Here is a 26,187-nt window from a genome sequence, read left to right as displayed (position 1 = left end):
TTGTCCCCTTCTCTTCCGATGGGTGCGCAAAGGTAAGCGGTCATCCCTGACTTCCAAACCCCGCGGCAAAATTAATTTTTTTCAATATCCCTCTGGAGGCTCCCCTCCTTTTCCACGACCCCGTTTGCGTCGTTTGGGAGTGCAAATATCAGGACTTTTATCGGTTTGGCAAGGGTTTTCTTAAAGATTTAACGCTATTTCACTTAAGAGACTGATAGCTAAGGTAAAAAGTTTTACAAAATAAAAATGCCCTGATAACTCAATCATCAGGGCATTTCGTCTTTAACTTTTGGTTCTTTTATAACTTCTTCAAAACAATGTTTCGCCAGTACACCTTTATCCCTCCACCATCATGAATCTGAAGGCAGATTCCTCCTTTTCCTTCTCCAATCTTCGCATCTGAGAAATTCACCATCTCTACTCCATTCAAATAAGAAGTCACATTATCTCCTTTAACAACAATCTTCATTTTGTTCCACTCCCCGAATTTCAGATTCTTGTCTTTTTCAGGATCAGGCTTTACTAGCCAGCCTCTACCATAGGATTCGTATATTCCTCCTGTATCATGACCTGGAGGTGCTACCTCTACCTGCCAACCGGAAACTTTGGTGCCATCTACAGTGGATCGGATAAATACCCCACTATTTCCATTGGCTTCTTGCTTGAATTCAAGGGTGACTTCAAAATCATCATACTCCTCTACAGTTCCTAAATAACCATATTCTTCATCAGGCCCACTTTCAGAAACTAACAGACCATCCTCAACATACCACTTTTCTGTCCCGTAAACAGTCCAACCAGAAAGATCCTTGCCATTAAAGAGCTTAACTTTCTTCTGCGCATAGGCAAAATTCACAGATGCCACCAACAACAACACCACTACTAATTTTTTCATATGTTTATAATTTGTCATTTAAATGTCATTTGCCTGCCCTCCGTCGGACAGGGAATCTCACATACATGTATCAATCCCCCTGTACGGAGCATCAAGTCATGCCTGCCTTAGCAAGGCTTCATTTTATAATTTTCTGATTTTAATATTCTTGAACCAAGTCTCAGCGCCATGATCCTGCAGAGAAATCAACCCCGTTTTAGAAATGGCATAATCCGGAAAATCATTCCATTTCCCCGAATTCCTAGCAGCTGTCCATTCTTCAGAATATGGTACAAACTCTACTGTTTTCTTTCCATTCAGGTAATAACTCGAACCTTTCTCTGAAAAAATGATTTTCGAAGTATTCCATTCGCCAGCCGGCTTCACCGCTCCTTCATAATCGGGTTCAGTCATCGCATAATCTGCACCTATTGACTGCCACTTCTCCAGAGGCTCAGGAAAACCAAGCTGATCAATCATCTGGTATTCCGGTCCAGTTTCATAGGGAGCCTTGTATTTCGGATCTTCTACAACGTGATATAGTACGCCACTATTTCCTCCTGGGGCTATTTTCCATGTCCACTCCATTTCGAACTGCTCAAACTCCACCGGAGCAAAAACAATATCCCCACCTATATCGCCACCTTTACCCAATGCTTTTAAAGCTCCATCTTCTACTGTCCAGCCGTCTGAAGGAAAACTATCCCCATTAAAGGCTCTCCAGCCATCTGTATTGGTGCCGTCAAAAAGAAGCATCCAGCCATCCGCTTTCTCTTCTTCTGTCAATGAATTATCTGGCACCAAAACCTCCTCAACAACAGTTTCGGTCACTGAATCATCTGCCGGTTTTGGGCCACATGACCAAGCCAAGGCGAACAAGGCCACCCATGCATATCTTGTATTTTTCATAATGTGATAAGTTTCAAATTATTTCGATTCAAAAGTTAATTGATTTTTTTAATAAAGTTTTCTGCTTAAAAGAATTTTTTCATGAACGGTATCCTAAATTTGCGCTTATTAAGAATTTGTGACACTCATATGCTTTCACAATACGCTTTCGCTTTAAGTAGTCTACTTCCATACCAGGAGAAAATCTCCCCATCTACCAGAATGATTTTCGTATTAGGCAAAAAAGATTGAAAATACTTTATATGCGTTTCCTTAAAAGGAAAAGGCTCTGAACTTAGCAAAAGATATTCAGGGTTCACCTCTACCAACTCCTCTTCTGAAACCTGAGGATAGCGTGGAGTCCGGATCAAATTCTCAAATCCCGCAAAATCCAGCATCTCATTAATAAACGTATCCGCTCCAGCCACCATAATAGGATCTTTCCAGATCACATAGATTGATGTCCCCTTTCTGGAAAGTGGCAAAGCAAAATCTCTTTTCAACTGTCTGATAATCCCCTGGGCTTTCTCGTTTGCGCTTAGCATTTCCCCCAAACTTCCAATCATCTCCAAACTATCCTCCAGTGTATAGACATCACTCATCCACACAGGATACTTCCCCATAAGCTCCTCAATGCCCGCACGCTCATTTTCCTCTTTGTTTCCTATAATTAGGTCTGGCTTCAACGATTCAATTACCTCAAGTCTATAATTCTTTGTGCCTCCTATTATAGCTTTCCGTTTTTTCAAGCCTTCGGGATGAATACAAAACTTGGTCACGCCTACAATCTTTTCCTCCAAACCCAAATCTACCAAGAGCTCAGTCTGAGAAGGAACGAGAGAGATGATCCGCCGAGGCGGAGCTGTAACGAAGATTGTGCGGTTAAGCTGATCCGTGTAATTCATGTTAAATCATAGGGTAAAGTCCATAGGCGCAGAGACCATTACCTATGGACTATTGAGCTATGAACTTATTTAATATATCTAAAGTCAAATGTAGGGTCGAACTCCAACAGGAATTCGTACATCAAGGTAATCACCTGCTCAATATCATCTTTGCTCGCAGTCTCTACGGTCGTATGCATGTATTTCAAAGGAAGTGAAATCAATGCCGATGGCACACCTTCATTGGAGTACGCAAAAGCGTCCGTATCAGTCCCAGTCACCCGAGATGCCGCCGATCTCTGAAAAGGAATCTCTTTCTTTCTGGCTGTCGCAATAATCAAATCCAGCAATTTCTTGTGTACCGAAGCCCCGTAAGTCAATACTGGCCCGTTTCCCGCAGTAAAATCGCCACTTACCACCTTATTATATAAAGGAGCGGTAGTGTCATGACATACATCTGTGATTATGGCTGCATTGGGTTTGATCTTGGCCGCGATCATCTGAGCTCCCCTAAGACCGATTTCTTCCTGCACAGCATTTACTATATATAGCCCAAAAGGCAGCTTCTTCCCTGAATCCTTTATTTTCTTTGCCACCTGGGCAATCATGTAACCGCCGATTCTATTGTCAAGAGCTCTTCCTGAATAGAATTTCCCATTAAGTTCAGTCAATTCATCTTTGAAAGTAATCACGCAGCCTACGTGAATCCCCATTTCCTCCACTTCATCTTTGGATCTGGCTCCCACATCAATGAATATATTATCCAAAGTAGGGGTATCTTCTTTGCCGTCTTTTCTTACATGTATGGCAGGCCATCCAAAAACTCCCGGTATCATTCCTTTATCTGTATGGATATTTACACGCATAGATGGTGCGATCATATGGTCAGAACCTCCATTGCGGCGCACGTAGATATAGCCATCGTCTTTGATGTAATTCACAAACCAGCTAATCTCATCGGCATGGGCCTCGATTACCACTTTATAATCGGCTTCCGGATTGATGACAGCCACGGCCGTCCCATAGTTGTCCGTGAAATAATCATCCACAAATGGCTTTACATAGTCCAGCCAAATCTGCTGACCAGAAGCTTCAAAGCCAGTTGGGGAGGCGTTGTTTAGGTACTTTGTGAGAAAAGTTAGTGATTCGTTGTTTGTGTCTTTGTTCATAAAGTATTGTCCACTGTCCACAGACGATAGTCCACAGTAGGTGGTAGTTTAATTAATTGAATTTCTTAACACTTGAAGTTTTGTAATTAGTGATTCATAAAACTCATAGAGTATTCGAAAATCATCCTCATTTATTATTTCCCTTTTCTTTCCAGTGTATATGCAACTCACCACTTCAATACCAGACCGAATAGAATATCCCAAAAACTTCTTGAATTCAGGATTGGATTGGCCAGTAGAACCTGCAGCAATATTCAAAGCTACAGGATCAGCGGCGCGTTGCATTTGTTGAGCCAAAACATATTTCTCATCTGACGGAAATTTCTTGACCAAGATATTGACTTCAAAAGTAAGATCAATATCCATTTCCCACACTCTCAACTTTTCAAACGTGAATGCCATCTTAATCAACCTAGATTCTTTTTGACATAATAAAGTTACAATATAGCTCTAGATAGCTGAGGTCTGTGGACAGTGGTTATTCGACCAATTAAAGTGGGATATTTCCATGCTTCTTTCTTGGGATTTTATCCACTTTGTTTTCCAGCATTTTAAATGCTTTGATAAGTTTAATGCGAGTTTCAGAAGGCATTATGACTTCGTCTATGAAGCCCCGATGTGCTGCCCGATAGGGATTTGCAAATTTGGACGTGTACTCATCTACTTTATCTTGAAGTTTGGCGACTGGATCTTCAGCTTCAGCGATCTCTTTCTTGAAAATAATCTCTGCTGCACCCTTTGCTCCCATCACCGCGATTTCGGCAGTAGGCCATGCAAAATTCAGATCTGCTCCAATATGCTTGGAATTCATGACATCATAGGCTCCTCCATAAGCTTTTCTGGTGATTACAGTAATCCTCGGAACTGTCGCTTCTGAAAATGCATACAACAGTTTTGCCCCATTTGATATAATGCCATTCCATTCCTGATCCGTTCCCGGCAAAAAACCAGGTACGTCCACCAATACTAACAGAGGCACATTAAAGCTGTCACAAGTACGAACAAATCTTGCCGCTTTTACCGAAGCATCGTTATCCAAAACCCCTGCCATGGATTGTGGCTGATTACCAACTACTCCTATACTCCTACCTGCCACCCGGACAAAACCTACCACTATATTATCGGCGAAATTCTCGTGAATTTCCAAGAATGAATCCTCATCCACGATTCCTTTCACTACATCACGGATATCATACGGGTGATTGGGATTTTCAGGTATTAAGCTATCCAGTTCCTTCCTACTCTCATCCTCCAAGAGTTCATATGGATAAACTGGGGCAATTTCCTCACAGTTTTGAGGCATGTAGCTCAAAACCTTTTTGATGTGCTGAATACATTCCAACTCATTTGCGCAGGCAAAATGTGTAACCCCACTTTTGGTACTGTGCGCTGAAGCACCCCCCAATTCTTCGGCAGTGACATTTTCCTGAGTTACCGTTTTCACTACGTTTGGCCCCGTCACAAACATATAAGAGGTCTTTTCCACCATCAGTATAAAATCTGTGATCGCGGGAGAGTAAACCGCCCCACCGGCGCAAGGCCCCATTATCGCAGAAATCTGCGGAACAACTCCCGAAGCAAGTGTATTTCTGTAAAAAATATCAGCGTAGCCTCCAAGTGAATTCACCCCTTCCTGGATCCGGGCTCCTCCTGAATCATTCAAACCAATCACAGGCGCACCATTTTTCATGGCCATATCCATGATTTTGCAGATTTTTTCCGCATGGGTCTCGGATAATGATCCTCCGAATACAGTAAAATCCTGGGAAAACACATAGACTAATCTTCCATTTATTTCTCCATAGCCTGTAATTACCCCATCCCCCAAATAATGCTCTTTATCAAGCCCGAAATCTTTAGCCCGGTGCATGACAAATTTGTCGATTTCTTGAAAAGAGCCTTCATCCAATAGTAAATCAACCCGCTCACGTGCTGTCAGTTTGCCTTTACCATGCTGGGATGCAATTCGCTTTTCACCTCCTCCTAACAGTGCTTCCGCATTCTTCTTTTTCAGAAGTTCGATTTTACCCTCATTTCCGGGCAACGTATAATTGGGTTTATTCTGATTCTCCATGCGATGGTATTTTGACTTGCTCAAATATAGCAGGCTTTGTCAGCTAAGGAAAAAAACTCATAGAATGAATGGAAATCAATCAATTGTTTTCCCAATTCATTTCACATTACCGCTAAAGCCGTACATAACCACTCAACATACTTTTATAAAAAAGGAAGAATTAAATCAAACCTGAAAGATCTCATTTCAAATAACTTTCTATATTCGCCCATCCAAAAAATTGGCAGCGTATGAATACCCGGAAGGCAGCGGTAATAGACATGGGCACCAATACATTTCATTTGTTATTGGTAGAACTAGATGGTGTAAGTTTTAAAACAATTTACAAGGAAAAAATTCCTGTCAAATTGGGTAAGGGTGGAATTAATCAAAACACACTTGCTGAAGATGCGAAGAAAAGAGCTTATCATACACTGAAACATTTTAAAAACCTGATTGATGGAGAGAACATTGATCAGGTTTTTGCTTTTGCTACCAGTGCGGTAAGAAATGCTGAAAACGGCCCTGAGTTTGTCAAAACCGTAAAAGAAACCATCGGAATTGATATTCAAGTGCTTTCAGGCACTCAGGAAGCCCAGATGATTTACCAAGGCATCCGCCTTTCGGGCTCTTTGAATGGGCAGACGGAACTCATGATGGATATCGGAGGTGGTTCTGTGGAATTTATCATTGGAAACAACGAGGAATCGTTCTGGAAGCAAAGTTTTGAAATTGGCGGACAGCGTCTGTTAGAGCTTTTTCATTACCATGATCCTATCTTACCCGAGGAAGTGGATAGGCTGGAGGAATATTTGGAAGAAAAACTCCTCCCACTTATAGATGCAATCAACACGTTCAAACCCACAGGACTGGTAGGAGCTTCCGGCACGTTTGACACGCTAACTGATATCTATTTTGAATCCATGCTTCAATGCAAACTTACAGGACACCATGTCTTCGAACTTCCTGTAGAAGAATATGAAGCAATTCACCGTATGTTGCTTACCAAAAATAAAGAAGAACGCCTAAAGATTCCCGGAATGATCCCGATGCGGGTGGACATGATAGTGGTGGCCTCAAGTTTAATCGAATTTATCCTCCGTTACATCGAAGTGGATTATATCACTTGCTCTCATTATGCATTGAAGGAAGGGGCAATTGCTTCCTTGCTTGTTCCTGTGCAAACAGCTCTATAGAACTTCTCCGAAAATCCTCTCCCTATCTTTACGTCACTATTGGAAATTATTTTTTGTAATTCGACACTAACCTTATGATCTATACTTACGAACAACTTCACTCCTTCACAGTAAATATGCTTTTGAAAATCGGCTGTCCTAGCGATCAGGCAAAAACCGCGACGGATGTATTGCTTTCTGCTGATCTCCGTGGAGTGGACAGCCATGGTGTGGCCAGGCTTTCCGGTTATGTTCGCTTATGGGAAAAAGGAAGAATCAATGCCACTCCAAATGTAAGAGTAGTACATGAAACACCTTCCACAGCTGTGGTGGATGGTGATGGCGGGTTAGGTCTTGTAGTTGCTCCTTTTGCTATGCAGGTGGCAATAGAAAAAGCCAAGATTGCAGGAACAGGATGGGTTTCCGTGAAAAACTCAAATCACTACGGTATTGCAGGTTATCATGCCATGCAGGCTTTGGAGCATGATATGATCGGAATTTCCTTGACAAATGCCAGCCCGCTAGTCGCCCCTACTTTTTCTCAGGAAAGACTATTGGGCACCAATCCAATCGCTGTGGCAATACCAGCCAAGGACCAACCGCCATTTGTCGCAGATTTGGCCACAACTACTGCTGCCAATGGGAAATTGGAAATTCTACAACGAAAAGGAATGGAGACCCCTACCGGATGGGTGCAGGATAAAGACGGAAATCCTACTACTTCTGCCAATGGCGTGAAAGATGGGGGCGCATTGCTACCCCTGGGAGGTGATCGGGAGCATGGCTCGCACAAGGGTTATGCCTTGGGTTCAGTTGTGGATATTTTCTCAGCTGTGCTTTCAGGTGCCAATTATGGCCCATGGGTTCCGCCATTTGTGGCATTCTTAGAACCAGATCCCAATCCTGTAGGAGAAGGAATCGGCCACTTTTTCGGGGCTATGCGTGTAGATGCCTTCCGTCCAGCGGATGAGTTTAAAGCCCATATGGACAACTGGATCACTAGATTCAGAGCTGCAAAACCAACTCCGGGAAATGAAAAAGTCCTGATCCCTGGAGATCCTGAACGGGAACTGGAAGCTATCCGAGTGAAAGAAGGAATCCCATTGCTTGATCCGGTGGTAAAAGACTTGACGGAATTAGGGGAACGATTTGGGGTGAAGTTTTAAGAGCGGGAAGACAGGAGACGGCAGACGGAAGTTGATGTAGCTTAGCTTCTTTATGAATAAAAGATCAAGTAAAAAAGAGACCTTTTGTTTGCATAAATTTTTAAATTGGCTTTATACTTTTAACAAGATGTCTGACAGTCCTAGAAAATTTAAGCTCGACCGATCCGCCTTCCAAGCAAGAAATGCTTCTCAGCAAGTCAATTATGGGGAAGAATACAGAAATTTGACTTGGCAAGAAAGGATGCGAATCCATAAGTACCTCAATAGCATAGCTTTCGGGTATGATATAGATAACCCGCCTAGGATGGATAAAACCATATTTAGTGCACGCTCTCAAGGAAAATGATAATCGCTACCATGCAAAGATTTAACTGCAGCATGTTTGTGATTATTTTGATTTCAAATGTATTCCTATTCATCCCTTATACAGTTAAGCTTTTGCTGACTGGAGGTGGGCCTTTTGCATTTGGGATTCTACTCCTCCCTTTTCAAATTATAGCACATCTATTTTTAATTCCTGCCTATTTATCTCTGAATAATAAATATCAGGATAATCGCACCTATATATGGATTAATGGAATAGGAGCCATTATGACAATTCTTTGGTCAACAATTATCTTGATCCATATCGAATCCTACCGATCTCTTTTTTAGAAAATGTTTTTCTAATTTGACTTATGCCCTCCAATCCTTCCACATCCCTGCTACTATCTACTATTCTCCTCTTATTTCTTCCTGCATGCCAAAGCAAAAACTCGGATTTATATGAAAGGTCAATAGATACGTTGGATGTGGAATTCTCAGATTTTGGAGGCCGTCATTTATATAAAACTGAAAGTCAAATACTGATAAAGTCTACTTTCGGTGACACAACTACTTTTAGTTATTTTGACTCATTGATGGCTGAAAAATATCGATCCTATTCACTTGTTAAATCACAAAACGGATCATTTGAACTTCTAAAACATCCCCATCTACGTTCTGTCAATGAATTTAAAGGGCTAGATTCTATTTTGTATTTAAAATATGAGTTTATTAATCCTCCTATGGATGGAGACGGGGCTGTAATTCTAAATCCAGAATTAGGGGAAATCGCTAGTTATAGCTACACTTGGGGTAACAGCTTCCTGTTAACCAAGTATAATGGACAACAAGTACCACAGGAATTGATTGAAACCTTATTTTCCGATAGTCTATCATCACCAAATTATTACTACGAAGAAAAGAAATAATCAAACCCATAAATGAATGCCTCTCTCATCCATCATCCGCCGCCCCTCTTTCGAAGAAAATCCAAAGCTTGCAAAAGCTGCTCATAATCTCAGCACGCTATTGGCTGCTATCGGTCAAAAAAGTATTCCCGAATCTACAGAATCCAAGGTCAATGAAATCATTGTCGGAGTGAATAATTTTCAAGGCTCTGATCCCCAACTGATCAAACAAATGGGGGTGGCGCAAACAGCCATTCTTAAACTAGTGAAAGATGAGCTTGGGATAGTTGCTAAAAACCACCACCAAAACCAGTGGCTTGCTTTGGGCATGGCGACATTTGGAATTCCTTTAGGCGTTGTATTTGGTGCGGCATTGGGAAACATGGCATTTTTAGGAATTGGATTGCCTATTGGAATGGGAATCGGACTGGCTGTAGGCAGCGGTAAGGATAAACAAGCAGAAGTGGAAGGCAAGCAATTGGATTGGGCAGCAAAATAATCCCAGTGAGCACATCTTACTTATAACGTATGTCCCCTATTAATCCTGATTATCAGAACTTAGCTCCGGCATTACTAAAATTCCTTGTCATAACCTTTGCTTTTTGTAAATTCAAAATCTAAAACCCTCAACCCCATAACCTATGCACCCACTCAATCGAAGAGAATTTTTAAAAGGAAGTACTGCTCTCATGTCTTTAGCCGGCTTTGGATTGCTAGGTATGGACTTCAAAGACCGGGAAGGCCCGCTACAAGTGGCTCTGATAGGTTCAGGATGGTATGGCAAATCAGACCTTTTCCGGTTGATCCAAGTAGCAGATGTGGAAGTAGTAGCACTTTGTGACGTAGATTCCAAACAGCTGGAAGAAGCAGGAAAGCTGGTGGCATCACGGCAAAAATCGGGGAAAGTACCAGTCTTATATGAAGATTACAAAGAGCTTTTGGCTAAAGAAAAACCTGAATATGTGCTAATAGGCTCACCTGACCATTGGCATGCACTCATGGCCATAGATGCTGTAAAAAGCGGCGCTCATGTCTATTTGCAAAAGCCAATATCGGTAGATGTGATAGAAGGAGAGGCGATTTTGGCGGCAGCCAGAAAGTATGACCGTAAGGTTCAGATCGGCACACAGCGAAGAAGCACGCCACATCTTGTACAGGCAAAAAAAGAAATTATAGACTCAGGCAAGCTTGGCAAAATCTCACATGCGGAGGTATGCTGCTATTATCATATGCGGAATAAAAGCAATCCTGAAGTAATGCCAGTTCCCGAAAATCTGAATTATGATCTCTGGGCAGGACCTGCGCCCATGCTGCCCTATCGTGGGATTTTACATAGAGGCTGGCGGGCATTTATGGAATATGGCAATGGTATCGTAGGTGATATGTGTGTACATATGTTGGATGCTGTTCGCTGGATGCTTGATCTGGGCTGGCCTATTCAGGTGACTTCTACCGGAGGAATCTACGTGGACAAAGAATCAATTGCGAATATCTCGGATACACAGACTGCACTATTTGAATTTGATGAGCTGAATGTCGTGTGGCAGCACCGCACTTGGGGCAATCCAGTGGACAAGGATTATCCTTGGGCTTTTAAAATCTATGGAGAAAACGGGATGCTGGCGGGAAGTCCGATGCGCGCTGATTTTTATCCGGAGGGTAAAAACAATGGTGAGCCAATCCATTATCCGGTACTACTGGAGAAAGAACAGTATCCAGAAGATGTCACTGAAAAAGACATAGAGATCCATGCAGCTCCCGCCACTCGGGAACAGCTTAAAGACTGGCTTCAAGCTATTAAAAAAGACACCTTGCCCGTGGCAGACGTACTGGAAGGGCATATTTCTACAGCATCCTGCATTTTGGCAAATATGTCCATGGAGCTAGGCGGGCGTCCTTTAAAATATGACCCGAAAACGATGACCGTGACAGGTGATGAGGAAGCAACAGCACTTTTGAGAAGACCGTATAGGGATGGATATAAACATCCGGAACCGGATCAAATTTGAAGAGGTCGGAAGTCGGAGGCCTGGAGATAGGACTTGCACAAAAAACAACTTCATCCATTTAACTGTCGTGATAAAAAAGATTTTTGGAAGTTTTACTGGCAGCTACCTTCACAGGCCCCTTTTGTTTGGCGTCGCCTCGATGGGTTGTGCTCTTTTCTTCCTGTTTCCACTTCTAACTTTCAAATCATAATTGACAGAAGTAAAAGGTGTCATTCAAAACGCTAATGCATCGATAAAAACAGTTACTGAAAAGTCTAGGGGAACAAAAAGCCAAAAATCTGAGCTTATCTTCTACCTTTTCGAAAAAGATCAAAAATTCACCCTTGTTAAAAACATTGGAAACGAATATAAAGATGAAGAATATCAAAGAATTCTAAAAGACCTAAAAAAAGCAGATTCGGTATCTGTTTGGGTCAAAAAAAGTGAAACAAACTTGTATCAGCCAAAGATTTTTCAAATAGATGCTGACAACAAAACCACTCTTCAATTTGAAAGAGTCCGGACGGAAAATGGAGGACTGTTTCTTCTATTATTTTTTATGGGGCTTTCATCTCTTATACTTTATTTTTCAAGGCTTTATCCTTCAGAATTTAAAAAACTGTTTCGTTACACCTCGCAAGAAGATTGAAGAATTCAAGAATAGCCCTCCAAAACAAACTAACGATTTGGAATAGCTTCGACAGTTTACCAAGGACTCCCTCCATTCATACAATTCTAATTGGTAGGGAAATAGCTTTTTGTAACTTATGTGCTACAATAAACCTCAACCCCTTACATAATGAATGCTCTTAATCGCAGAGATTTTCTCAAAGGCTCATCTGCCTTGGCCACACTTGCCAGTTTTGGATTATTAGGAATGGACTTCAAAGACAGGGAAGGTCCACTTCAAGTTGCGTTAATAGGTGCAGGGTGGTATGGTAAATCAGACCTTTTTCGCCTAATCCAAGTGGCAGATGTCGAAGTTGTGGGACTTTGTGATCCAGACAAAAACATGCTGAAAGCTGCCGGGGATATGGTAGCCACGCGGCAGAAATCAGGAAAAGTCCCCGCTCTCTATGAAGATTACAAAGAACTGTTAGCTAAAGAAAAGCCCGAATTCGTACTGATCGGTTCTCCGGACCATTGGCATGCACTGCAATGCATTGATGCGCTGAAAGCGGGTGCGCATGTCTATGTACAAAAACCAATATCAGTAGATGTAATCGAAGGAGAAGCCATGGTAGCCGCTGCCAGAAAGTACAATAAGGTGGTTCAGGTAGGAACCCAGCGCAAAAGCACCCCACATCTGATCGATGCTAAAGAGCAAATAATCGATAGCGGAAAGTTGGGTAAAATATCCCACGTAGAAATGTGCTGCTATTTTCACATGCGCGCCGATGGCAATCCACCGGTAGAACCTGTCCCTGACTTTTTCAATTATGAGCTATGGACTGGCCCGGCGCCTATGAGACCTTACGACGGAATTCCCCACAAGCGCTGGTGGAGGACATTTATAGAATACGGAAACGGCATCACGGGAGATATGTGTGTGCATATGCTGGACACCGTTCGTTGGATGCTAAAGCTGGGTTGGCCGACGCAGATCACCTCCACAGGCGGTATCTATGTGCAGAAAGACGGGAAATCCAACATATCGGATACGCAATCGGCAATTTTTGAATACCCGGAATTGAATTTGGTTTGGCAGCACCGGACATGGGGAAATCCGGACGACCCAGAATACCCTTGGGCATTTAAGATTTTCGGTGATAAAGGAATGTTGGCAGGAAGTACTATGCAGGCAGATTATACCCCATTGGATAAGGATGAGAAACCTATACATTTTGAGTGCTTATTCGAACGGGAGAAATATCCTGAGGATGTAAATGAACCGGATATTGAACTTAATGCAGCTCCTGCCACCAGACTTCATATGCAGAATTGGCTGAAGGCCATCGAAACTAACAAGCTCCCTGTTGCGGATATTGAAGAAGGACATATTTCCACAGCTGCCTGCATTTTGGCTAATATTTCCATGGACATGGGTGGTAGAGCATTAAAATACGATCCGAAAACTATGACAGTTATCGGGGATAAAGAAGCTACAGAGCGACTGAGACGCCCTTACAGGAAGGGGTATGTTCACCCTGAACCGGATAAGGTATAATCTTCCAATTTACACTCACAAAAGCCGGCCTTTTTTCGAAAGGCCGGCTTTGCTATTTTTATATTTTTACCAGCAATTCTATTAAATGATAAATATCGTCCCAGCATCAAAGGAGGAGCTAATCCATGTGCAATCCATTGCCCAAAGAACTTGGCCTGACACATTTGAAGAAATATTAAGTCCTGAACAGATCGAATACATGCTCAATTGGATGTACAGTTTGGAAACCTTGGAACAACAGTCCAGTGATGGATACCTGTTTTTTTTAGCTGAGGAAAATGGTGAAAAACTGGGCTTCACTGGAATAGAAGTGAATCAAGTACCCGGGAAAACCAAAATCCATAAAATCTATATTCTCCCAACAGCCCAAGGAAAAGGAATAGGCAAACTTTTAATCAAAAAAGCAAAAGAGATTGCTCTAGCAAATGATCAGGTAAGCCTGCTTTTAAATGTCAATAAATACAACCAAGGTGCCATTACATTTTATGAGTACTTGGGCTTTGTGAAAATCGATGAAGAAGTCATAGACATCGGGAATGGGTATGTGATGGATGATTATGTGTTTGAGCTTAACCTTTGAGGTGTTATCTCGAAGGAGGAACGACTGAGAAATCTCCTCGAAGGTTTAAACCCCAACTTTAATTATGAAGTCCAGCTTCTGGAGAAGCAGGACAACGATAGATTTTGAGGTGGGATCTTCGGGGTTTTGAAAACCCCAAAGGTCGATTAGCTCAAATGTTATCTAATACCGTCTCCCAAAGCACCAAGCCATTAGCTGGGGCAGGAGGTAATTTTTCGAATTGATCAGGAGAATCAAAACGCTTTTCGATTTCAGCTATCTCCATCTCTCCTTTCCCTATTTGCCAGATGGCTGACATCATCATCCGTACTTGGTGATGTAAAAAGCCAGTTCCGATGATTTCGAAGTAGAAGATTTTCTGTGGGAAAAATTGTCCAAGAAACTCATTCGATTCAAAAATCCCAGCCGAAATAACCTCCCGGCAATAATCAGTCTTATTTTCAGAAGGCTTGCAAAATCCCCGAAAGTCATGATCTCCTACATACAATTGACAAGCTTCCTTCATTGCTTCCCAATTCAACTCTCCTACTACATTGACTACAAAAGCTGAAGCGAAAGGATCAAAATCAGCAGAATTGGAGAAATAGTAACGATACGTCTTCTGCTCCACAGACTGGATTAGATTGAAGCTAGCCGAAACTTCCTCCACAGAATTCAACCGGATATCCTGGGGCAGATGCTCGTTCATAATAGGAAGGAGTGAATCCATTTCAACTTTTTCCCGAAGGAAAACCTGCACATATCCACCCACACAAGAAACACCAGAATCTGTACGACTAGCTCCTATCAGAGAAAAATCCTCATGGCCGAGGACATGCCGAAGTACTCGCTCCAGCTTCCGCTGCACCGTCGGCTGATTAGGCTGAGGAGCCCAGCCTTTGTATCGAGCCCCGTAGTAGGAAATGGGAAAAAGATAGGAAAATGGGCGGGTTTGCAAGCGTTAATTAGTTGATGTTTAAAATTTGAAATTATTCTCAATTTCGCTCAAATCAATCATTTACTCAAAGATTATAGTCGATTCGATCTCACTGGCTGGATCCATGCCGTTTCAGTATCCCCTAACTGGTAAGGATTTTCTTTGGGTTTGGAAGAAATGATTTTTGCACGGACGTACATATCGTCATTCTCAAGAGTATATGCAGCTGCTTCCCCTTCCATCTCTTTCAAAAGAATTCCACTCTTCTCTGGATTTGTTTTTTTTGTCCCAAAAAACTGAATTGTATAAGTAATGTCTTTATCAGGTTTCACAGCAACAGATAAAGTTTCTCCATCAAAATCGATTTCATTTAAAATCACTCCTGTAGTTGAATAAAAATCACCGTTTTCCATTGCTTCAATCAAAGAGCTCGGTGTGAGTTCGTCTGCCAAAACCATCACCCAACCACGGCCAGGATTGCTACTATTCTGATCAAATACATGGTAGTTATGGGCATCATCGACCGCCAGACCGTAAAGAAGTGGTTTATCAGCCTGCAAGTAAGCCGCCTGCACTTTATCCCAAAGCACTTCCATACTCGGACGAAGTGAATCTCCATAATTATTCACCTGTGGATGCCCATTGTAAACTTCAAAAAATCGCTCTCCTTTCAATTCAATCATATCCTCTGGGGTAATCGCCCAGACGAAATTTGGGTGGTTGATATGCAAAAACATAGGAACACCGGTAGAATCCCGCTGTGCCTTTACCCGATCAAGGCCATTTTGTAATATTTCTGCAACTGAATTCCCTCCTTCTTCAGGAATTAATTTCTGGATATTGGCCACGTTCATATGAAGTGGTTTCTTCTCAAAACTCTCCGACAATTCCTGAGATTGGATGATCAAAAATTCACCGGGCTCTTCAAACATCGGCGCATATTCTAATAATGTCTTAAGTTTCACTTCAATTCTTCCTGCAGAGTCTTCTCGATAAACCGCCCGGTCCCCATACTTCTCAACATACTTTTGAAAACCCATTTCATGGGAGGGGGATTTTGGAATCAGCTTCCATTTTTCACCTTCCGCCAACGTATTATGATCAGACAAAACAACAAAATCATAATCATGCGATTTGTACCAGTCCATAATCATCTCTGGGTAATCGTCCCCGTCAGACCAGTAGGAATGGGTATGTAGATTACCTTTGTACCATTGTTTTGAAGATTCCTCAGCTTTCTCTGCAGGTTTACAGGAAACAAAACTTAAAACAATAAGTATAAAAATCAGAGGAAGATATTTCATGGCAATTAGCATTAAGGTGATCACCAAATATAACAAGGTCTTGCAAATGAAAGGTTAGCACAAGATTATCATAAACATTGGGCACAAAAAAACCACCTCTCTCAAGGTGGTTTTTTTTGTGAAGTTCGAAATTAAAAATCTCGAACAACCAATTTCAACTGGTTCTATCTTAAACCAAAATCTTCGCTGCTAACCAGTCGCCAACTTCAGAAGTCTTGTAAGCGGTACCGCCATCAGCAATATCTTCGGTCACATAGCCTTCAGCAAGTGATTGATTTACCACATCGGAAATCAGTTTGGCTTCCTCTTTCAGATCAAATGCATAATCAAACATCATCGCTGCGGAAAGAACCGTAGCCAATGGATTGGCAATATCCTTACCCGCTGCCTGAGGATATGATCCGTGAATCGGTTCGAACAATTTGATAGAAGCACCCAAGGAAGCAGATGGCATCAAGCCCATAGAACCTGAGATCACAGAAGCCTCATCTGTCAGGATATCCCCAAAGAGGTTTTCAGTAATCAAAACATCATACGCTTTAGGCCACTGGATCAATCGCATGGCTACCGCATCTACAAATTCGTACTCCACTTTCACATCTGGATATTCCGGAGCAAGCTCCTGTACGGTTTCTCTCCAAAGCCTGGAAGTAGCCATTACATTCGCTTTGTCCACGCAGGTAAGCAATTTTCTTCTTTTTTGCGCAGCTTCGAAGCCCATCCTCGCTAGCCTGGTGATCTCTTCTTTGCTATATACGTTGGTATCAAAAGCCTTGGTTCCTTGCTCGTTCCTTCCTCTAGGCTCACCGAAGTACACTCCACCGGTCAGTTCTCGGAAGAACACAAAATCAACACCCTCGACGCGATCCAGTTTCAATGGAGACTTGTGTACCAAAGAAGGGAAAGTAAACGTCGGGCGCACATTGGCAAACAGGCCCAGCTTCTGACGCATCAACAGCAATCCCTGCTCCGGACGAACTTTAGCCTTAGGATCATTATCGTATTTGGGATCCCCTATAGCCCCGAAAAGAACAGCATCGGATGCCGCAGCGATCTCATGTGTAGCATCTGGGTAAGGCACGCCAGTCGCATCAATTGCGGCCGCTCCTACTACCGCTTCTTTAAAAGTGATGTTGTGTCCGAATTTCTGGCCGATAGCTCTCACTACCTTTACAGCCTGGTCGATTACTTCAGGTCCGATGCCGTCACCCGGCAACAGCGCGATATTCATTTCCATAAAATTTGGATTCTTCTTTCGTTGGTGTTTGATTAAAAGATTCGACGATGTTCAGCATTTTTTCCGTGGCCATCATCGCCGCCACTGTTTGATCGGGATCAAGTCCCTTTGTTTTGAATATTTTTCCATAGTCCCAGGTAATGACAGTCTCTACAAAAGCATCCGTTTTTCCTCCTGGTGGAATGGAAACATGGTAATCGATCAATTTGGGGAGTTGCCTCTTACGGGATTTATAGATTTTCTTGATCGCCCGCATGAAAGAATCATACTGGCCATCTCCTGTTGCTGTGGCATCATATGACTTTCCATAAATATTCAACCGCAGTTGAACAGAAGGCTTAAGACCTTGGGAATGTGTCATGTGATAGCCTTCGATATGGATATTCTTAGAGATGGAATTGTTTTGCAAAACATCAGAAATGATATATGGCAGATCCTCAGTAGTCACACGCTCCTTTTTATCACCGAGTTCTATGATCCGCTGGGTTACTTTGGTAAGTTCATCCTTTTCCAGCGAAATCCCGAGCTCTTCCAGATTCTTCAGAATATTGGCTTTACCGGAAGTTTTGCCTAGGGCATACTTCCGCTGACGACCAAATCGTTCAGGAAGTAAATCATTGAAGTAGAGGTTCTTCTTATTATCACCGTCCGCATGGATCCCAGCAGTCTGGGTAAAGACATTCTCTCCTACAACGGGCTTATTTGCAGGAATATGCTGACCGGAAAATTGTTCTACCAGCTTGCTTACCCGATAGATCTTCTGTTCTTGTACATTTATCTGGAAATCTGTGAAATCCTTGATCACAGCAATGACCGACTCCAGAGGGGCATTTCCTGCCCTTTCCCCAAGCCCGTTCACAGTAGTATGGATGCCAGATGCCCCGTGCATAACTGCCTCCATGACATTGGCCACAGAAAGATCGTAATCATTATGTGCGTGAAAATCAAAGTGCGCATCAGGAAATATCTCAGAAATCCGGATGAAAAATGCTTTAGTTTCCTCAGGAGAAAGTAGTCCCAAGGTGTCAGGGAGCATAATTCTCTTCACTGGAAGTGTGGTCAAAAACGCGATCAGAGCCAGTGTATATTCCGGTGAATTACGCATGCCATTTGACCAGTCTTCCAAATACACATTAACAGCTATGCCCTTTTCCTGAGCATAGGTCACACTTTTTTGAATGTCTGCAAAATGCTCTTCCTGAGTTTTTTTCAGCTGATGAACCAAGTGATTGTAGGAGCCTTTAGTAAGCAGGTTCATCACTTTAGCCCCTGCTTTGAGTAACCAATCCACGGAAGTGGGTGTGTCCACAAAGCCTAAGACCTCTACCCGATCCAGGTAATCTTTTTCAGCAGCCCAATTCGTTATTTTCTTCACACCTTCCAATTCCCCTTCTGAAACTCTTGCTGAAGCCACTTCTATACGATCTACCTTCAATTCATCCAGCAAAAGTTTGGCGATTTGCAGCTTTTCAGAAGGCAAAAAGGAGACACTGGAGGTCTGTTCACCATCCCTCAGTGTGGTATCCATTATTTCAATGCGCTTCCCTGCAGTCATTTTCACTTATTTATTCGCTGCAAAAGCATCGATTTCATCAGACATATTCAATAGATAGTCGATATCATCGAAGCCATTTTGCATGTTGTCTTTTTTATATTCATTGATGTCAAAAGATTCAGATTCCCCGGTAGAATCCAGGGTGATCTTTTGATTTGGGATGTCCACTGTGATCGTGGTCTCCGGATTGGCTGTGATGGTATCAAGTAGTTTATCAGCGAATGCAGGTGAAACTGTCACCGGTAATACACCGATATTTAGGCAGTTGTTTTTGAAGATATCCGCAAAAAAGCTGGAAACCACACATCTAAACCCATAATCATAGATCGCCCAAACAGCATGTTCGCGACTGGATCCTGAGCCGAAGTTCCTTCCAGAGACCAAGATTTTACCACTGTAAGTAGGGTCGTTAAGGACAAAATCCTTTTTAGGATTTCCTTCTACATCATATCTCCAGTCACGGAAAAGATTGTCGCCGAAACCTTCCCGTTCGGTAGCCTTCAAGAATCGAGCTGGGATGATCTGATCTGTATCCACATTGTCTGTCGGTAATGGAACCGCAGTACTGGTGAGCACAGTAAATTTATCGTAAGCCATTTTTTGTTGATTGAAAGATTGAAAGAACTTGTCCGCCGTGGCGGATTGGAAGATTTGAAAACTCCCAACTTCATAATTCTAATTTTGAAATACTTCTCTTGGGTCACAGATTTCACCTTTCACGGCTACAGCTGCCACGGTCAAAGGCGATGCCAACATGGTACGTGCACCTGGTCCCTGACGTCCTTCGAAATTTCTGTTGGAAGTAGAGACCGCATACTTACCGGATGGGATCTTATCATCATTCATCGCAAGGCATGCTGAACAGCCTGGCTGTCGAAGTTCGAATCCCGCTTCTTCCAGGATTTTCACCAAACCTTCTTCATGCGCCATTTTTTCTACCTCACGGGAACCTGGTACGATCCATGCCGTGATATTGTCTGCTTTTTTATGTCCTTTTACAAAAGATGCCACAGAACGAATATCTTCTATACGCCCATTGGTACAAGATCCTACAAATACAAAGTCAACCTTTTTCCCTTTGATTGCTTCGCCTGGTTCAAAACCCATGTAGGCCAATGACTTCAGATAAGAAGCTTTGTTGCTTCCTTCCATTCCATCGGCAGTAGGTATGTTCCCTTTTACTTTGATCCCCATCCCCGGATTGGTTCCGTAAGTGATCATCGGCTCTATATCTGCTGCGTCAAAGTGATATTCTTTGTCGAATACAGCCCCCTCATCTGTTTTCAAGGTTTTCCAGTGGGCAACGGCTTTGTCCCATTCTTCACCTTTTGGAGCATATTGTTTCCCTTTCAAGTATTCGAAAGTGGTCTCATCCGGAGCGATCAAACCTCCACGTGCCCCCATCTCGATAGACATGTTACACACGGTCATTCTAGCTTCCATGGAAAGACTCTGGATCGCAGATCCTGCATATTCTACAAAGTATCCAGTAGCACCTGCAGCAGAAATCTGGGCAATAACATAAAGAATCAAATCTTTGGATGTCACGCCTGGCCCGGCTACGCCATCGATGGTAATCCTCATTTTTTTGGCTTTGGACTGCATGATACACTGAGTAGCAAGCACCATTTCCACTTCGGAAGTACCAATACCAAAGGCAATAGCGCCAAAAGCACCATGTGTGGAAGTATGGCTATCTCCACAAACGATGGTCATGCCCGGCTGGGTGATGCCAAGCTCTGGGCCGATTACGTGTACAATTCCATGATGCGCAGAACCCAAATCATGAAGTTCTATACCGTATTTGGCACAGTTCTCACGAAGTCTTTCCACCTGCATGCGCGACAGTTTGTCCTTGATGGTTTTATCCTGATCTACTGTGGGTACGTTATGATCAGGTGTAGCTACTGTTCTGCTTGGGTTTTTCACCCCTATTCCCCGCTTTTCCAAATTGAGGAAAGCTACGGGAGAAGTCACTTCATGGATAAAATGCTTATCGATGAAGAACACATCTGGTCCTGATGGAACGGATTTCACCACGTGCGCATCCCAGATTTTATCAAATAATGTTGTCTTTTCCATAATTATGCGGTCGCGTATTCTTTGACCGGTATTTTATTGAGTGCATCTACAAAGGCCTGAGCTGAAGCCAATACGATGTCTGTATGTGAGGCAAAACCGTAGTATGGCTTGTCTCCTTTGATTAATCTCATGTGAACTTTCGCCACATCGTCACTTCCATGGGTAATGGCCTGAATCAGGAATTCTTCGAGTTCTACTGCAGGCTTTGCGCTTTTTTCAATGGCTTTCAGCACTGCATCTACCGGGCCATTGCCATGGGCGGTAGAGGTGTGTTCCTGGTCTCCTATTTTCAAGGACACCTTTGCTTCTATGGCTCCATTGGATGAATAGGTCACTTTTCCAAGTTCTATGAAATTAGACTCTTCCACATACTTACCTACTAATCCCAATAGATCTTTTCGGCCAATGTCCCGTTTGTTGTCAGCCAGTATCAAAAACTCCTCATATACTTCACGAAGTGCATCTCCTTCCAATTCTACTCCCAACGCATCCAAGTGATGTTTCAAGGCTGCCCTTCCGGATCTTGCGGTCAACACAATTGTGGATTCTGCTACTCCAACATCAATAGGATCAATGATTTCGTAATTCTCTCTATGCTTTAACACACCATCTTGATGGATGCCAGATGAGTGCGCAAACGCATTTCTTCCCACGATTGCTTTATTGGGCTGGACAGGCATATTCATCAACTTGGAGACCAAACGGCTGGTATTATAAATCTTCGGAGTGACGATTTCCGTATGGACTTCAATACTTTTATGGCATTTAATTGCCATCACTACTTCCTCCATAGAAGTATTTCCAGCTCTTTCTCCGATACCGTTGATGGTAACTTCTACCTGACGTGCGCCTTGCTGCACCCCCGCCACGGTATTGGCCGTAGCCATCCCTAGATCATTGTGGCAATGCGTGGCAATGATTGCTTTATCTATGTTTGGAACATTGTTTTTCAAACTGGCGATAATAGCCCCGTATTGTTCAGGAAGACAATAGCCAGTCGTATCAGGAATATTGACAACGGTGGCGCCAGCCTTAATAACTTCCTCAATGATTTTATTCAGAAAGTCCGATTCAGCACGGCCTGCATCTTCTGCATAGAACTCTACATCATCTACAAATCTCTTGGCAAACTTCACCGCTGCTACACCCCGAGCAATGATATCCTCAGGGGTGGAGCGCAGTTTGTATTGAATATGGTAAGGAGAAACACCTATTCCAGTATGGATCCTACCTTTTTTTGCGAATTTGAGGGACTGAGCCGCTACTTCGATATCTTTTTCCACAGCTCTGGAGAGGGCACAGATAATCGGGTTGGAAACTGCCTTTGAAATTTCGAGGACAGAATTAAAGTCTCCTGGACTCGAAATAGGAAAACCAGCTTCGATTATATCCACGCCTAGTTCTTCCAGTGCTTTTGCTACCACAATTTTCTCCTGGGTATTCAGCTGACACCCGGGTACTTGCTCCCCATCTCTTAGGGTAGTGTCAAATATCCATAGCTTCTCACTCATAATTCTTGGGGGTTTTTATATTAATTATTTTCTGGTCTCAACTGACGGACGACAGCACCTGCCTGCCACATCTCAGAATCTCTCAATTCTTTCAATTCAGCTTCCAGTTTTACTCGGTAATCTTCTTTGGAGTTTGAGTCAATTGACTTCTGAGCCTCCTGACCTGTTTTCACAGAGTTATACAATTCTTCAAATACGGGCTTGGTAGCATCTCTGAATGGCTTCCACCAGTCCAACGCACCACGCTGAGCAGTAGTGGAACAGTTGGCATACATCCAATCCATCCCATTTTCAGCTACTAAGGGCATCAATGATTGGGTCAATTCTTCCACGGTTTCATTAAATGCTTCGGAAGGACTATGTCCATTTGATCTCAACACCTCATACTGTGCTGCAAATATACCCTGAATTGCACCCATCAAGGTACCTCTTTCACCTGTCAAATCAGACGTTACCTCACGGTAGAAATCCGTCTCAAATAAATAGCCTGAGCCTACACCTATTCCAAGAGCTATAACACGGTCTTTAGCCTTACCAGTTCCGTCTTGATAGATTGCATAAGATGAGTTCAGTCCCCTGCCTTCTACAAACATTCTTCTCAACGAAGTACCGGAACCTTTTGGAGCCACTAAGATCACATCTACATCCGCTGGAGGAATGATACCTGTTTTCTCCTTATAAGTCACACCAAAACCATGTGAGAAGTATAGTGCTTTGCCTGGTGTAAGGTGTTTTTTCACAGTTGGCCAAAGAGCAATCTGGCCCGCATCAGATAGAAGGAATTGAAGGATTGTTCCTTTCTCACACGCCTCTTCCAATTCGAAAAGTGTCTCTCCAGGCACCCATCCGTCAGCTACGGCTTTGTCCCAGGTCTTGGAGCCTTTACGCTGGCCTACGATCACGTTGAAACCGTTGTCTTTCAAGTTGAGAGCTTGACCTGGACCTTGCACGCCATAACCCAATACTGCGATCACTTCATCCTTGAGTACTTCTCTAGCTTTTTCCAGTGGGAATTCTTCCCTAGTTACTACGTTTTCTTCTGTTGAGCCGAATTTTAATTTCATCTGTTTTTTATATTTTGATTTTCGATGGTCAGATGGAATCTCGCATGGCTGATAATCACACTCTCGTATGACGCTCATGCCATGCTTGATTTCATGATTTTTTAAAATTTATTACTAGTGTTCAATAGGTTCCGGAGGAATCCTTCATTGGTTTATAATTATTTGACAAAACTGTCGATTGTCAGCATTCTTTTGGCTACAGCGACCCTACCTGACCTGGCAAATTCCAGAAGCCCGTACCCTTTCAGTATCTCAAGTAATTCCTGTGTTTGCTCCTTATGGCCTGTCAGTTCCAACACCACAAAATCAGGTTCCGCTGCAATGATTTTTGCATTGTGCTGTCGGATGATTTTCTCCAGCCCCCCATCAAGACGTGAAACCGGGATTTTATACAAGGCGATTTCCTGATAGACCACACTTTCATCTTCATGGTAAAAAGCCTTGATCACATCTATGATTTTCTCGATCTGATTGACCAGCTGAATGACCGTGTCTTCAGAGGCCGTCACCTCTATGGTAATCCGGTGGATACCTTCCAGCCGGCTTTCAGATGCTGTAAGTGCATCAATATTGATACCTCTCCGGGTAAAAATAATGGTGATGCGGTTAAGGATACCGATGAAATTCTCGGTAATAACGAATATAGTATATCGCTTCATAGGGTTGGTTTAGCTAAGTCTAACCTCTTCCACTGAACATCCAGTGGCAATCATTGGAAACACATTATCTTCTTTTTCGACTACCACTTCGAGGAAATAAGGGCCATCGTGAATCAGCATATCTTCTATCGCCTCCTGCAAATCACCTCGTTCGGTCACTTTCTGAGCTTGAATATTATATGCTTCAGCTATTTTGATGAAATCAGGATTGTCAAGTTCGGTAAATGAGTAGCGTTTATCAAAAAACATCTGCTGCCACTGTCTCACCATTCCCAGAAAATTGTTGTTGAGCAAAACAATCTTCACGGGAGCCTTAGTCTGCATGATAGTGCCCAACTCCTGAATGGTCATCTGGATACCTCCATCTCCCACTACGCACACCACCTGTCGGGAGAAATCGTACATCTGAGCTCCAAGTGCCGCAGGCAACGCAAATCCCATGGTACCCAGTCCGCCGGAAGTTACCTGCGTCCTTGGTTTCTTGTAGTTGAAATACCTCCAGGAGATCATCTGGTGCTGCCCTACGTCAGTCACTAATACCGCATCATCAGCTTTATATTTATTGATCTGGAAGATCACCTCACCCATGGTCAACCCAGGTTTGGTAGGAGTAAGATCAGGATCGATTACCGTGGCTCTCTCCTGGTCGGCCAGCGTTTTAAACTTAGCCATCCATTCCGGGTAGGAATTTTCATTCACCGCCCCAGTCAATAATGCCAGGCTATCCTTACAACTCCCCAATACCGCTACCTCACACTTCACATTTTTATTGATCTCCGCAGGATCCAGCTCCAGATGGATCACTTTTGCCTGCTTGGCATAGCGCTTTAGGTCTCCTGTGACCCGATCATCAAATCTCATCCCCACCGCGATCAAAACATCGCATTGATTCGTCAGCAAATTTGGGGCATAATTGCCATGCATCCCAAGTTTCCCTACATAATTTGGGTGATCTTCTGACAATGCGCCCGAACCCAACAAAGTACAGGCCGCAGGTATGCCGGATTTTTCCAAAAACGCTTTCAACTCAGCTTCTGCCTGTCCCAACACAACTCCCTGACCAAACAATAAATAAGGTCTCTTGGCCATATTGATTAGAAAAGAAGCTTCCTGTATAGCTGTTTTCTCTACAGGGATATGTGTCCTATATGATCTGAATCCTTTACAGGCCTCGTAATTGAATTTCCCAAAATCTACCTGGGCATCCTTGGTAATATCGATCAATACGGGCCCCGGTCTCCCGGTTCTGGCTATATAAAACCCCTTGGCTATAGCAGGTGCAATATCCTCCACACGGCGTACCTGTATATTCCATTTAGTCCCTGGCATAGACAGCCCCACCACATCAGTCTCCTGAAAGGCATCAGTACCTAACAGATGTGAGGCTACCTGCCCGGTAATACACACCAAAGGAGTGCTGTCAATCTGGGCATCAGCCATCCCCGTAATCAGATTGGTAGCACCAGGCCCGGAAGTAGCCAAACAGACACCTACTTTTCCCGAGACTCTAGCGTAACCCTGTGCGGCATGGATCGCTCCTTGCTCATGCCGGGTAAGCACATGCCTCAACCGGTCATGATAGTCATGTAAGGCATCATAAACCGGCATAATAGCTCCTCCGGGATATCCGAAAATGATTTCGGCATTCTCGGCAATAAGTGATCTGACAACAATGTCAGCCCCTCTGATCATCGAATCCTTCAT

24 protein-coding genes are annotated in these 26,187 nt (G+C 43.1%); 8 read left to right on the top strand and 16 right to left on the bottom strand.

Translation table 11 applies throughout. From position 1 onward, the window contains the following. Window positions 1-298 precede the first annotated feature (298 nt). The 6 genes from LZF95_RS18025 to LZF95_RS18000 all read right to left on the bottom strand — a co-directional run bounded on the left by LZF95_RS18025 (window position 299) and on the right by LZF95_RS18000 (window position 5,889). Window positions 299-895 (bottom strand): DUF1080 domain-containing protein, encoded by a 597-nt coding sequence (locus LZF95_RS18025; RefSeq protein ID WP_233756422.1) that lies wholly within the window; start codon window positions 893-895, stop codon window positions 299-301. 123 nt (window positions 896-1,018) lie between these two features. Further along, a complete protein-coding gene (locus tag LZF95_RS18020) occupies window positions 1,019-1,783 on the bottom strand; it encodes a DUF1080 domain-containing protein (RefSeq protein ID WP_233756421.1) in 765 nt (254 codons plus the stop codon). 125 nt (window positions 1,784-1,908) lie between these two features. Beyond that, a complete protein-coding gene (locus LZF95_RS18015) occupies window positions 1,909-2,667 on the bottom strand; it encodes an ABC transporter substrate-binding protein (protein ID WP_233756420.1) in 759 nt (252 codons plus the stop codon). A 65-nt stretch (window positions 2,668-2,732) separates the two neighbouring features. Beyond that, complete coding sequence (locus tag LZF95_RS18010; RefSeq protein ID WP_233756419.1) at window positions 2,733-3,815, bottom strand: M42 family metallopeptidase; 1,083 nt, start codon at window positions 3,813-3,815, stop codon at window positions 2,733-2,735. A 48-nt stretch (window positions 3,816-3,863) separates the two neighbouring features. Continuing rightward, window positions 3,864-4,217, bottom strand: a complete 354-nt coding sequence (locus tag LZF95_RS18005; protein WP_262912267.1) for a four helix bundle protein — start codon at window positions 4,215-4,217, stop codon at window positions 3,864-3,866. 88 nt (window positions 4,218-4,305) lie between these two features. After that, the gene (locus LZF95_RS18000) at window positions 4,306-5,889 is read right to left on the bottom strand and encodes an acyl-CoA carboxylase subunit beta (RefSeq protein ID WP_233756417.1); all 1,584 of its coding nucleotides are present in this window, start codon (window positions 5,887-5,889) and stop codon (window positions 4,306-4,308) included. Between the two features lie 230 nt (window positions 5,890-6,119). Here LZF95_RS18000 and LZF95_RS17995 point away from each other — a divergent pair, with 230 nt between their 5' ends. The 8 genes from LZF95_RS17995 (at window position 6,120) to LZF95_RS17960 (ending at window position 14,155) form a co-directional block, all read left to right on the top strand. Beyond that, entirely contained in the window at window positions 6,120-7,064 is a 945-nt protein-coding gene (locus tag LZF95_RS17995; protein ID WP_233756416.1) for an exopolyphosphatase, read from the top strand. A 74-nt stretch (window positions 7,065-7,138) separates the two neighbouring features. Further along, window positions 7,139-8,209 (top strand): Ldh family oxidoreductase, encoded by a 1,071-nt coding sequence (locus LZF95_RS17990; protein ID WP_233756415.1) that lies wholly within the window; start codon window positions 7,139-7,141, stop codon window positions 8,207-8,209. 791 nt (window positions 8,210-9,000) lie between these two features. Further along, window positions 9,001-9,441, top strand: a complete 441-nt coding sequence (locus LZF95_RS17985) for a hypothetical protein (protein WP_233756414.1) — start codon at window positions 9,001-9,003, stop codon at window positions 9,439-9,441. A gap of 16 nt (window positions 9,442-9,457) precedes the next feature. After that, on the top strand, window positions 9,458-9,919 hold the full coding sequence (locus LZF95_RS17980) for a hypothetical protein (protein WP_233756413.1): 462 nt from the start codon (window positions 9,458-9,460) through the stop codon (window positions 9,917-9,919). Window positions 9,920-10,061: 142 nt separating this feature from the next. Beyond that, the gene (locus LZF95_RS17975; protein ID WP_233756412.1) at window positions 10,062-11,429 is read left to right on the top strand and encodes a Gfo/Idh/MocA family protein; all 1,368 of its coding nucleotides are present in this window, start codon (window positions 10,062-10,064) and stop codon (window positions 11,427-11,429) included. A 190-nt stretch (window positions 11,430-11,619) separates the two neighbouring features. Next, a complete protein-coding gene (locus LZF95_RS17970; protein WP_233756411.1) occupies window positions 11,620-12,057 on the top strand; it encodes a hypothetical protein in 438 nt (145 codons plus the stop codon). A 150-nt stretch (window positions 12,058-12,207) separates the two neighbouring features. Further along, window positions 12,208-13,575 (top strand): Gfo/Idh/MocA family oxidoreductase, encoded by a 1,368-nt coding sequence (locus LZF95_RS17965; protein WP_233756410.1) that lies wholly within the window; start codon window positions 12,208-12,210, stop codon window positions 13,573-13,575. An 85-nt stretch (window positions 13,576-13,660) separates the two neighbouring features. After that, window positions 13,661-14,155 (top strand): GNAT family N-acetyltransferase, encoded by a 495-nt coding sequence (locus LZF95_RS17960; protein WP_233756409.1) that lies wholly within the window; start codon window positions 13,661-13,663, stop codon window positions 14,153-14,155. Window positions 14,156-14,306: 151 nt separating this feature from the next. On the opposite strand, the gene truA is transcribed toward LZF95_RS17960, so the two are convergent. The 10 genes from truA to ilvB all read right to left on the bottom strand — a co-directional run bounded on the left by truA (window position 14,307) and on the right by ilvB (window position 26,187). Then, window positions 14,307-15,092 carry a tRNA pseudouridine(38-40) synthase TruA gene (truA, locus tag LZF95_RS17955; RefSeq protein WP_233756408.1) on the bottom strand — a complete coding sequence of 262 codons (786 nt, stop codon included), beginning with the start codon at window positions 15,090-15,092 and terminating at the stop codon, window positions 14,307-14,309. Between the two features lie 71 nt (window positions 15,093-15,163). Next, a complete protein-coding gene (locus tag LZF95_RS17950) occupies window positions 15,164-16,375 on the bottom strand; it encodes a PHP domain-containing protein (RefSeq protein ID WP_233756407.1) in 1,212 nt (403 codons plus the stop codon). Between the two features lie 169 nt (window positions 16,376-16,544). Next, window positions 16,545-17,612 carry a 3-isopropylmalate dehydrogenase gene (leuB, locus tag LZF95_RS17945; RefSeq protein ID WP_233756406.1) on the bottom strand — a complete coding sequence of 356 codons (1,068 nt, stop codon included), beginning with the start codon at window positions 17,610-17,612 and terminating at the stop codon, window positions 16,545-16,547. After that, window positions 17,581-19,167, bottom strand: a complete 1,587-nt coding sequence (locus LZF95_RS17940; RefSeq protein ID WP_233756405.1) for an alpha-isopropylmalate synthase regulatory domain-containing protein — start codon at window positions 19,165-19,167, stop codon at window positions 17,581-17,583. Before LZF95_RS17940 ends, leuB begins: the two co-directional genes overlap by 32 nt. A gap of 6 nt (window positions 19,168-19,173) precedes the next feature. Continuing rightward, window positions 19,174-19,764 carry a 3-isopropylmalate dehydratase small subunit gene (gene leuD, locus LZF95_RS17935; protein WP_233756404.1) on the bottom strand — a complete coding sequence of 197 codons (591 nt, stop codon included), beginning with the start codon at window positions 19,762-19,764 and terminating at the stop codon, window positions 19,174-19,176. Between the two features lie 78 nt (window positions 19,765-19,842). Next, window positions 19,843-21,249 (bottom strand): 3-isopropylmalate dehydratase large subunit, encoded by a 1,407-nt coding sequence (gene leuC / locus LZF95_RS17930; RefSeq protein ID WP_233756403.1) that lies wholly within the window; start codon window positions 21,247-21,249, stop codon window positions 19,843-19,845. 2 nt (window positions 21,250-21,251) lie between these two features. Next, a complete protein-coding gene (locus tag LZF95_RS17925) occupies window positions 21,252-22,760 on the bottom strand; it encodes a 2-isopropylmalate synthase (RefSeq protein WP_233756402.1) in 1,509 nt (502 codons plus the stop codon). 20 nt (window positions 22,761-22,780) lie between these two features. Beyond that, on the bottom strand, window positions 22,781-23,824 hold the full coding sequence (gene ilvC, locus LZF95_RS17920; protein ID WP_233756401.1) for a ketol-acid reductoisomerase: 1,044 nt from the start codon (window positions 23,822-23,824) through the stop codon (window positions 22,781-22,783). Between the two features lie 158 nt (window positions 23,825-23,982). After that, a complete protein-coding gene (ilvN, locus tag LZF95_RS17915; RefSeq protein ID WP_057939693.1) occupies window positions 23,983-24,483 on the bottom strand; it encodes an acetolactate synthase small subunit in 501 nt (166 codons plus the stop codon). Between the two features lie 9 nt (window positions 24,484-24,492). Continuing rightward, entirely contained in the window at window positions 24,493-26,187 is a 1,695-nt protein-coding gene (ilvB, locus tag LZF95_RS17910) for a biosynthetic-type acetolactate synthase large subunit (protein WP_233756400.1), read from the bottom strand.

The organism is Algoriphagus sp. AGSA1, from assembly GCF_021390545.1.
Taxonomy (GTDB): Bacteria; Bacteroidota; Bacteroidia; order Cytophagales; family Cyclobacteriaceae; genus Algoriphagus.
This window is presented reverse-complemented; position numbering and strand designations above follow the sequence as displayed.

Excerpts from the sequence above, each read along its gene's own strand:
- ilvN (WP_057939693.1), bottom strand. The coding sequence starts at position 24,483 with ATGAAGCGATATACTATATTCGTTATTACCGAGAATTTCATCGGTATC.
- LZF95_RS18010 (WP_233756419.1), bottom strand. The coding sequence starts at position 3,815 with ATGAACAAAGACACAAACAACGAATCACTAACTTTTCTCACAAAGTAC.
- LZF95_RS18005 (WP_262912267.1), bottom strand. The coding sequence starts at position 4,217 with ATGGCATTCACGTTTGAAAAGTTGAGAGTGTGGGAAATGGATATTGAT.
- LZF95_RS17975 (WP_233756412.1), top strand. The coding sequence starts at position 10,062 with ATGCACCCACTCAATCGAAGAGAATTTTTAAAAGGAAGTACTGCTCTC.
- leuD (WP_233756404.1), bottom strand. The coding sequence starts at position 19,764 with ATGGCTTACGATAAATTTACTGTGCTCACCAGTACTGCGGTTCCATTA.
- LZF95_RS17995 (WP_233756416.1), top strand. The coding sequence starts at position 6,120 with ATGAATACCCGGAAGGCAGCGGTAATAGACATGGGCACCAATACATTT.
- LZF95_RS17965 (WP_233756410.1), top strand. The coding sequence starts at position 12,208 with ATGAATGCTCTTAATCGCAGAGATTTTCTCAAAGGCTCATCTGCCTTG.
- LZF95_RS17950 (WP_233756407.1), bottom strand. The coding sequence starts at position 16,375 with ATGAAATATCTTCCTCTGATTTTTATACTTATTGTTTTAAGTTTTGTT.
- LZF95_RS17925 (WP_233756402.1), bottom strand. The coding sequence starts at position 22,760 with ATGAGTGAGAAGCTATGGATATTTGACACTACCCTAAGAGATGGGGAG.
- LZF95_RS17990 (WP_233756415.1), top strand. The coding sequence starts at position 7,139 with ATGATCTATACTTACGAACAACTTCACTCCTTCACAGTAAATATGCTT.
- leuC (WP_233756403.1), bottom strand. The coding sequence starts at position 21,249 with ATGGAAAAGACAACATTATTTGATAAAATCTGGGATGCGCACGTGGTG.
- LZF95_RS18000 (WP_233756417.1), bottom strand. The coding sequence starts at position 5,889 with ATGGAGAATCAGAATAAACCCAATTATACGTTGCCCGGAAATGAGGGT.
- LZF95_RS17940 (WP_233756405.1), bottom strand. The coding sequence starts at position 19,167 with ATGACTGCAGGGAAGCGCATTGAAATAATGGATACCACACTGAGGGAT.
- ilvB (WP_233756400.1), bottom strand. The coding sequence starts at position 26,187 with ATGAAGGATTCGATGATCAGAGGGGCTGACATTGTTGTCAGATCACTT.
- LZF95_RS18015 (WP_233756420.1), bottom strand. The coding sequence starts at position 2,667 with ATGAATTACACGGATCAGCTTAACCGCACAATCTTCGTTACAGCTCCG.
- LZF95_RS17960 (WP_233756409.1), top strand. The coding sequence starts at position 13,661 with ATGATAAATATCGTCCCAGCATCAAAGGAGGAGCTAATCCATGTGCAA.
- leuB (WP_233756406.1), bottom strand. The coding sequence starts at position 17,612 with ATGGAAATGAATATCGCGCTGTTGCCGGGTGACGGCATCGGACCTGAA.
- LZF95_RS18020 (WP_233756421.1), bottom strand. The coding sequence starts at position 1,783 with ATGAAAAATACAAGATATGCATGGGTGGCCTTGTTCGCCTTGGCTTGG.
- LZF95_RS17980 (WP_233756413.1), top strand. The coding sequence starts at position 9,458 with ATGCCTCTCTCATCCATCATCCGCCGCCCCTCTTTCGAAGAAAATCCA.
- ilvC (WP_233756401.1), bottom strand. The coding sequence starts at position 23,824 with ATGAAATTAAAATTCGGCTCAACAGAAGAAAACGTAGTAACTAGGGAA.
- LZF95_RS18025 (WP_233756422.1), bottom strand. The coding sequence starts at position 895 with ATGAAAAAATTAGTAGTGGTGTTGTTGTTGGTGGCATCTGTGAATTTT.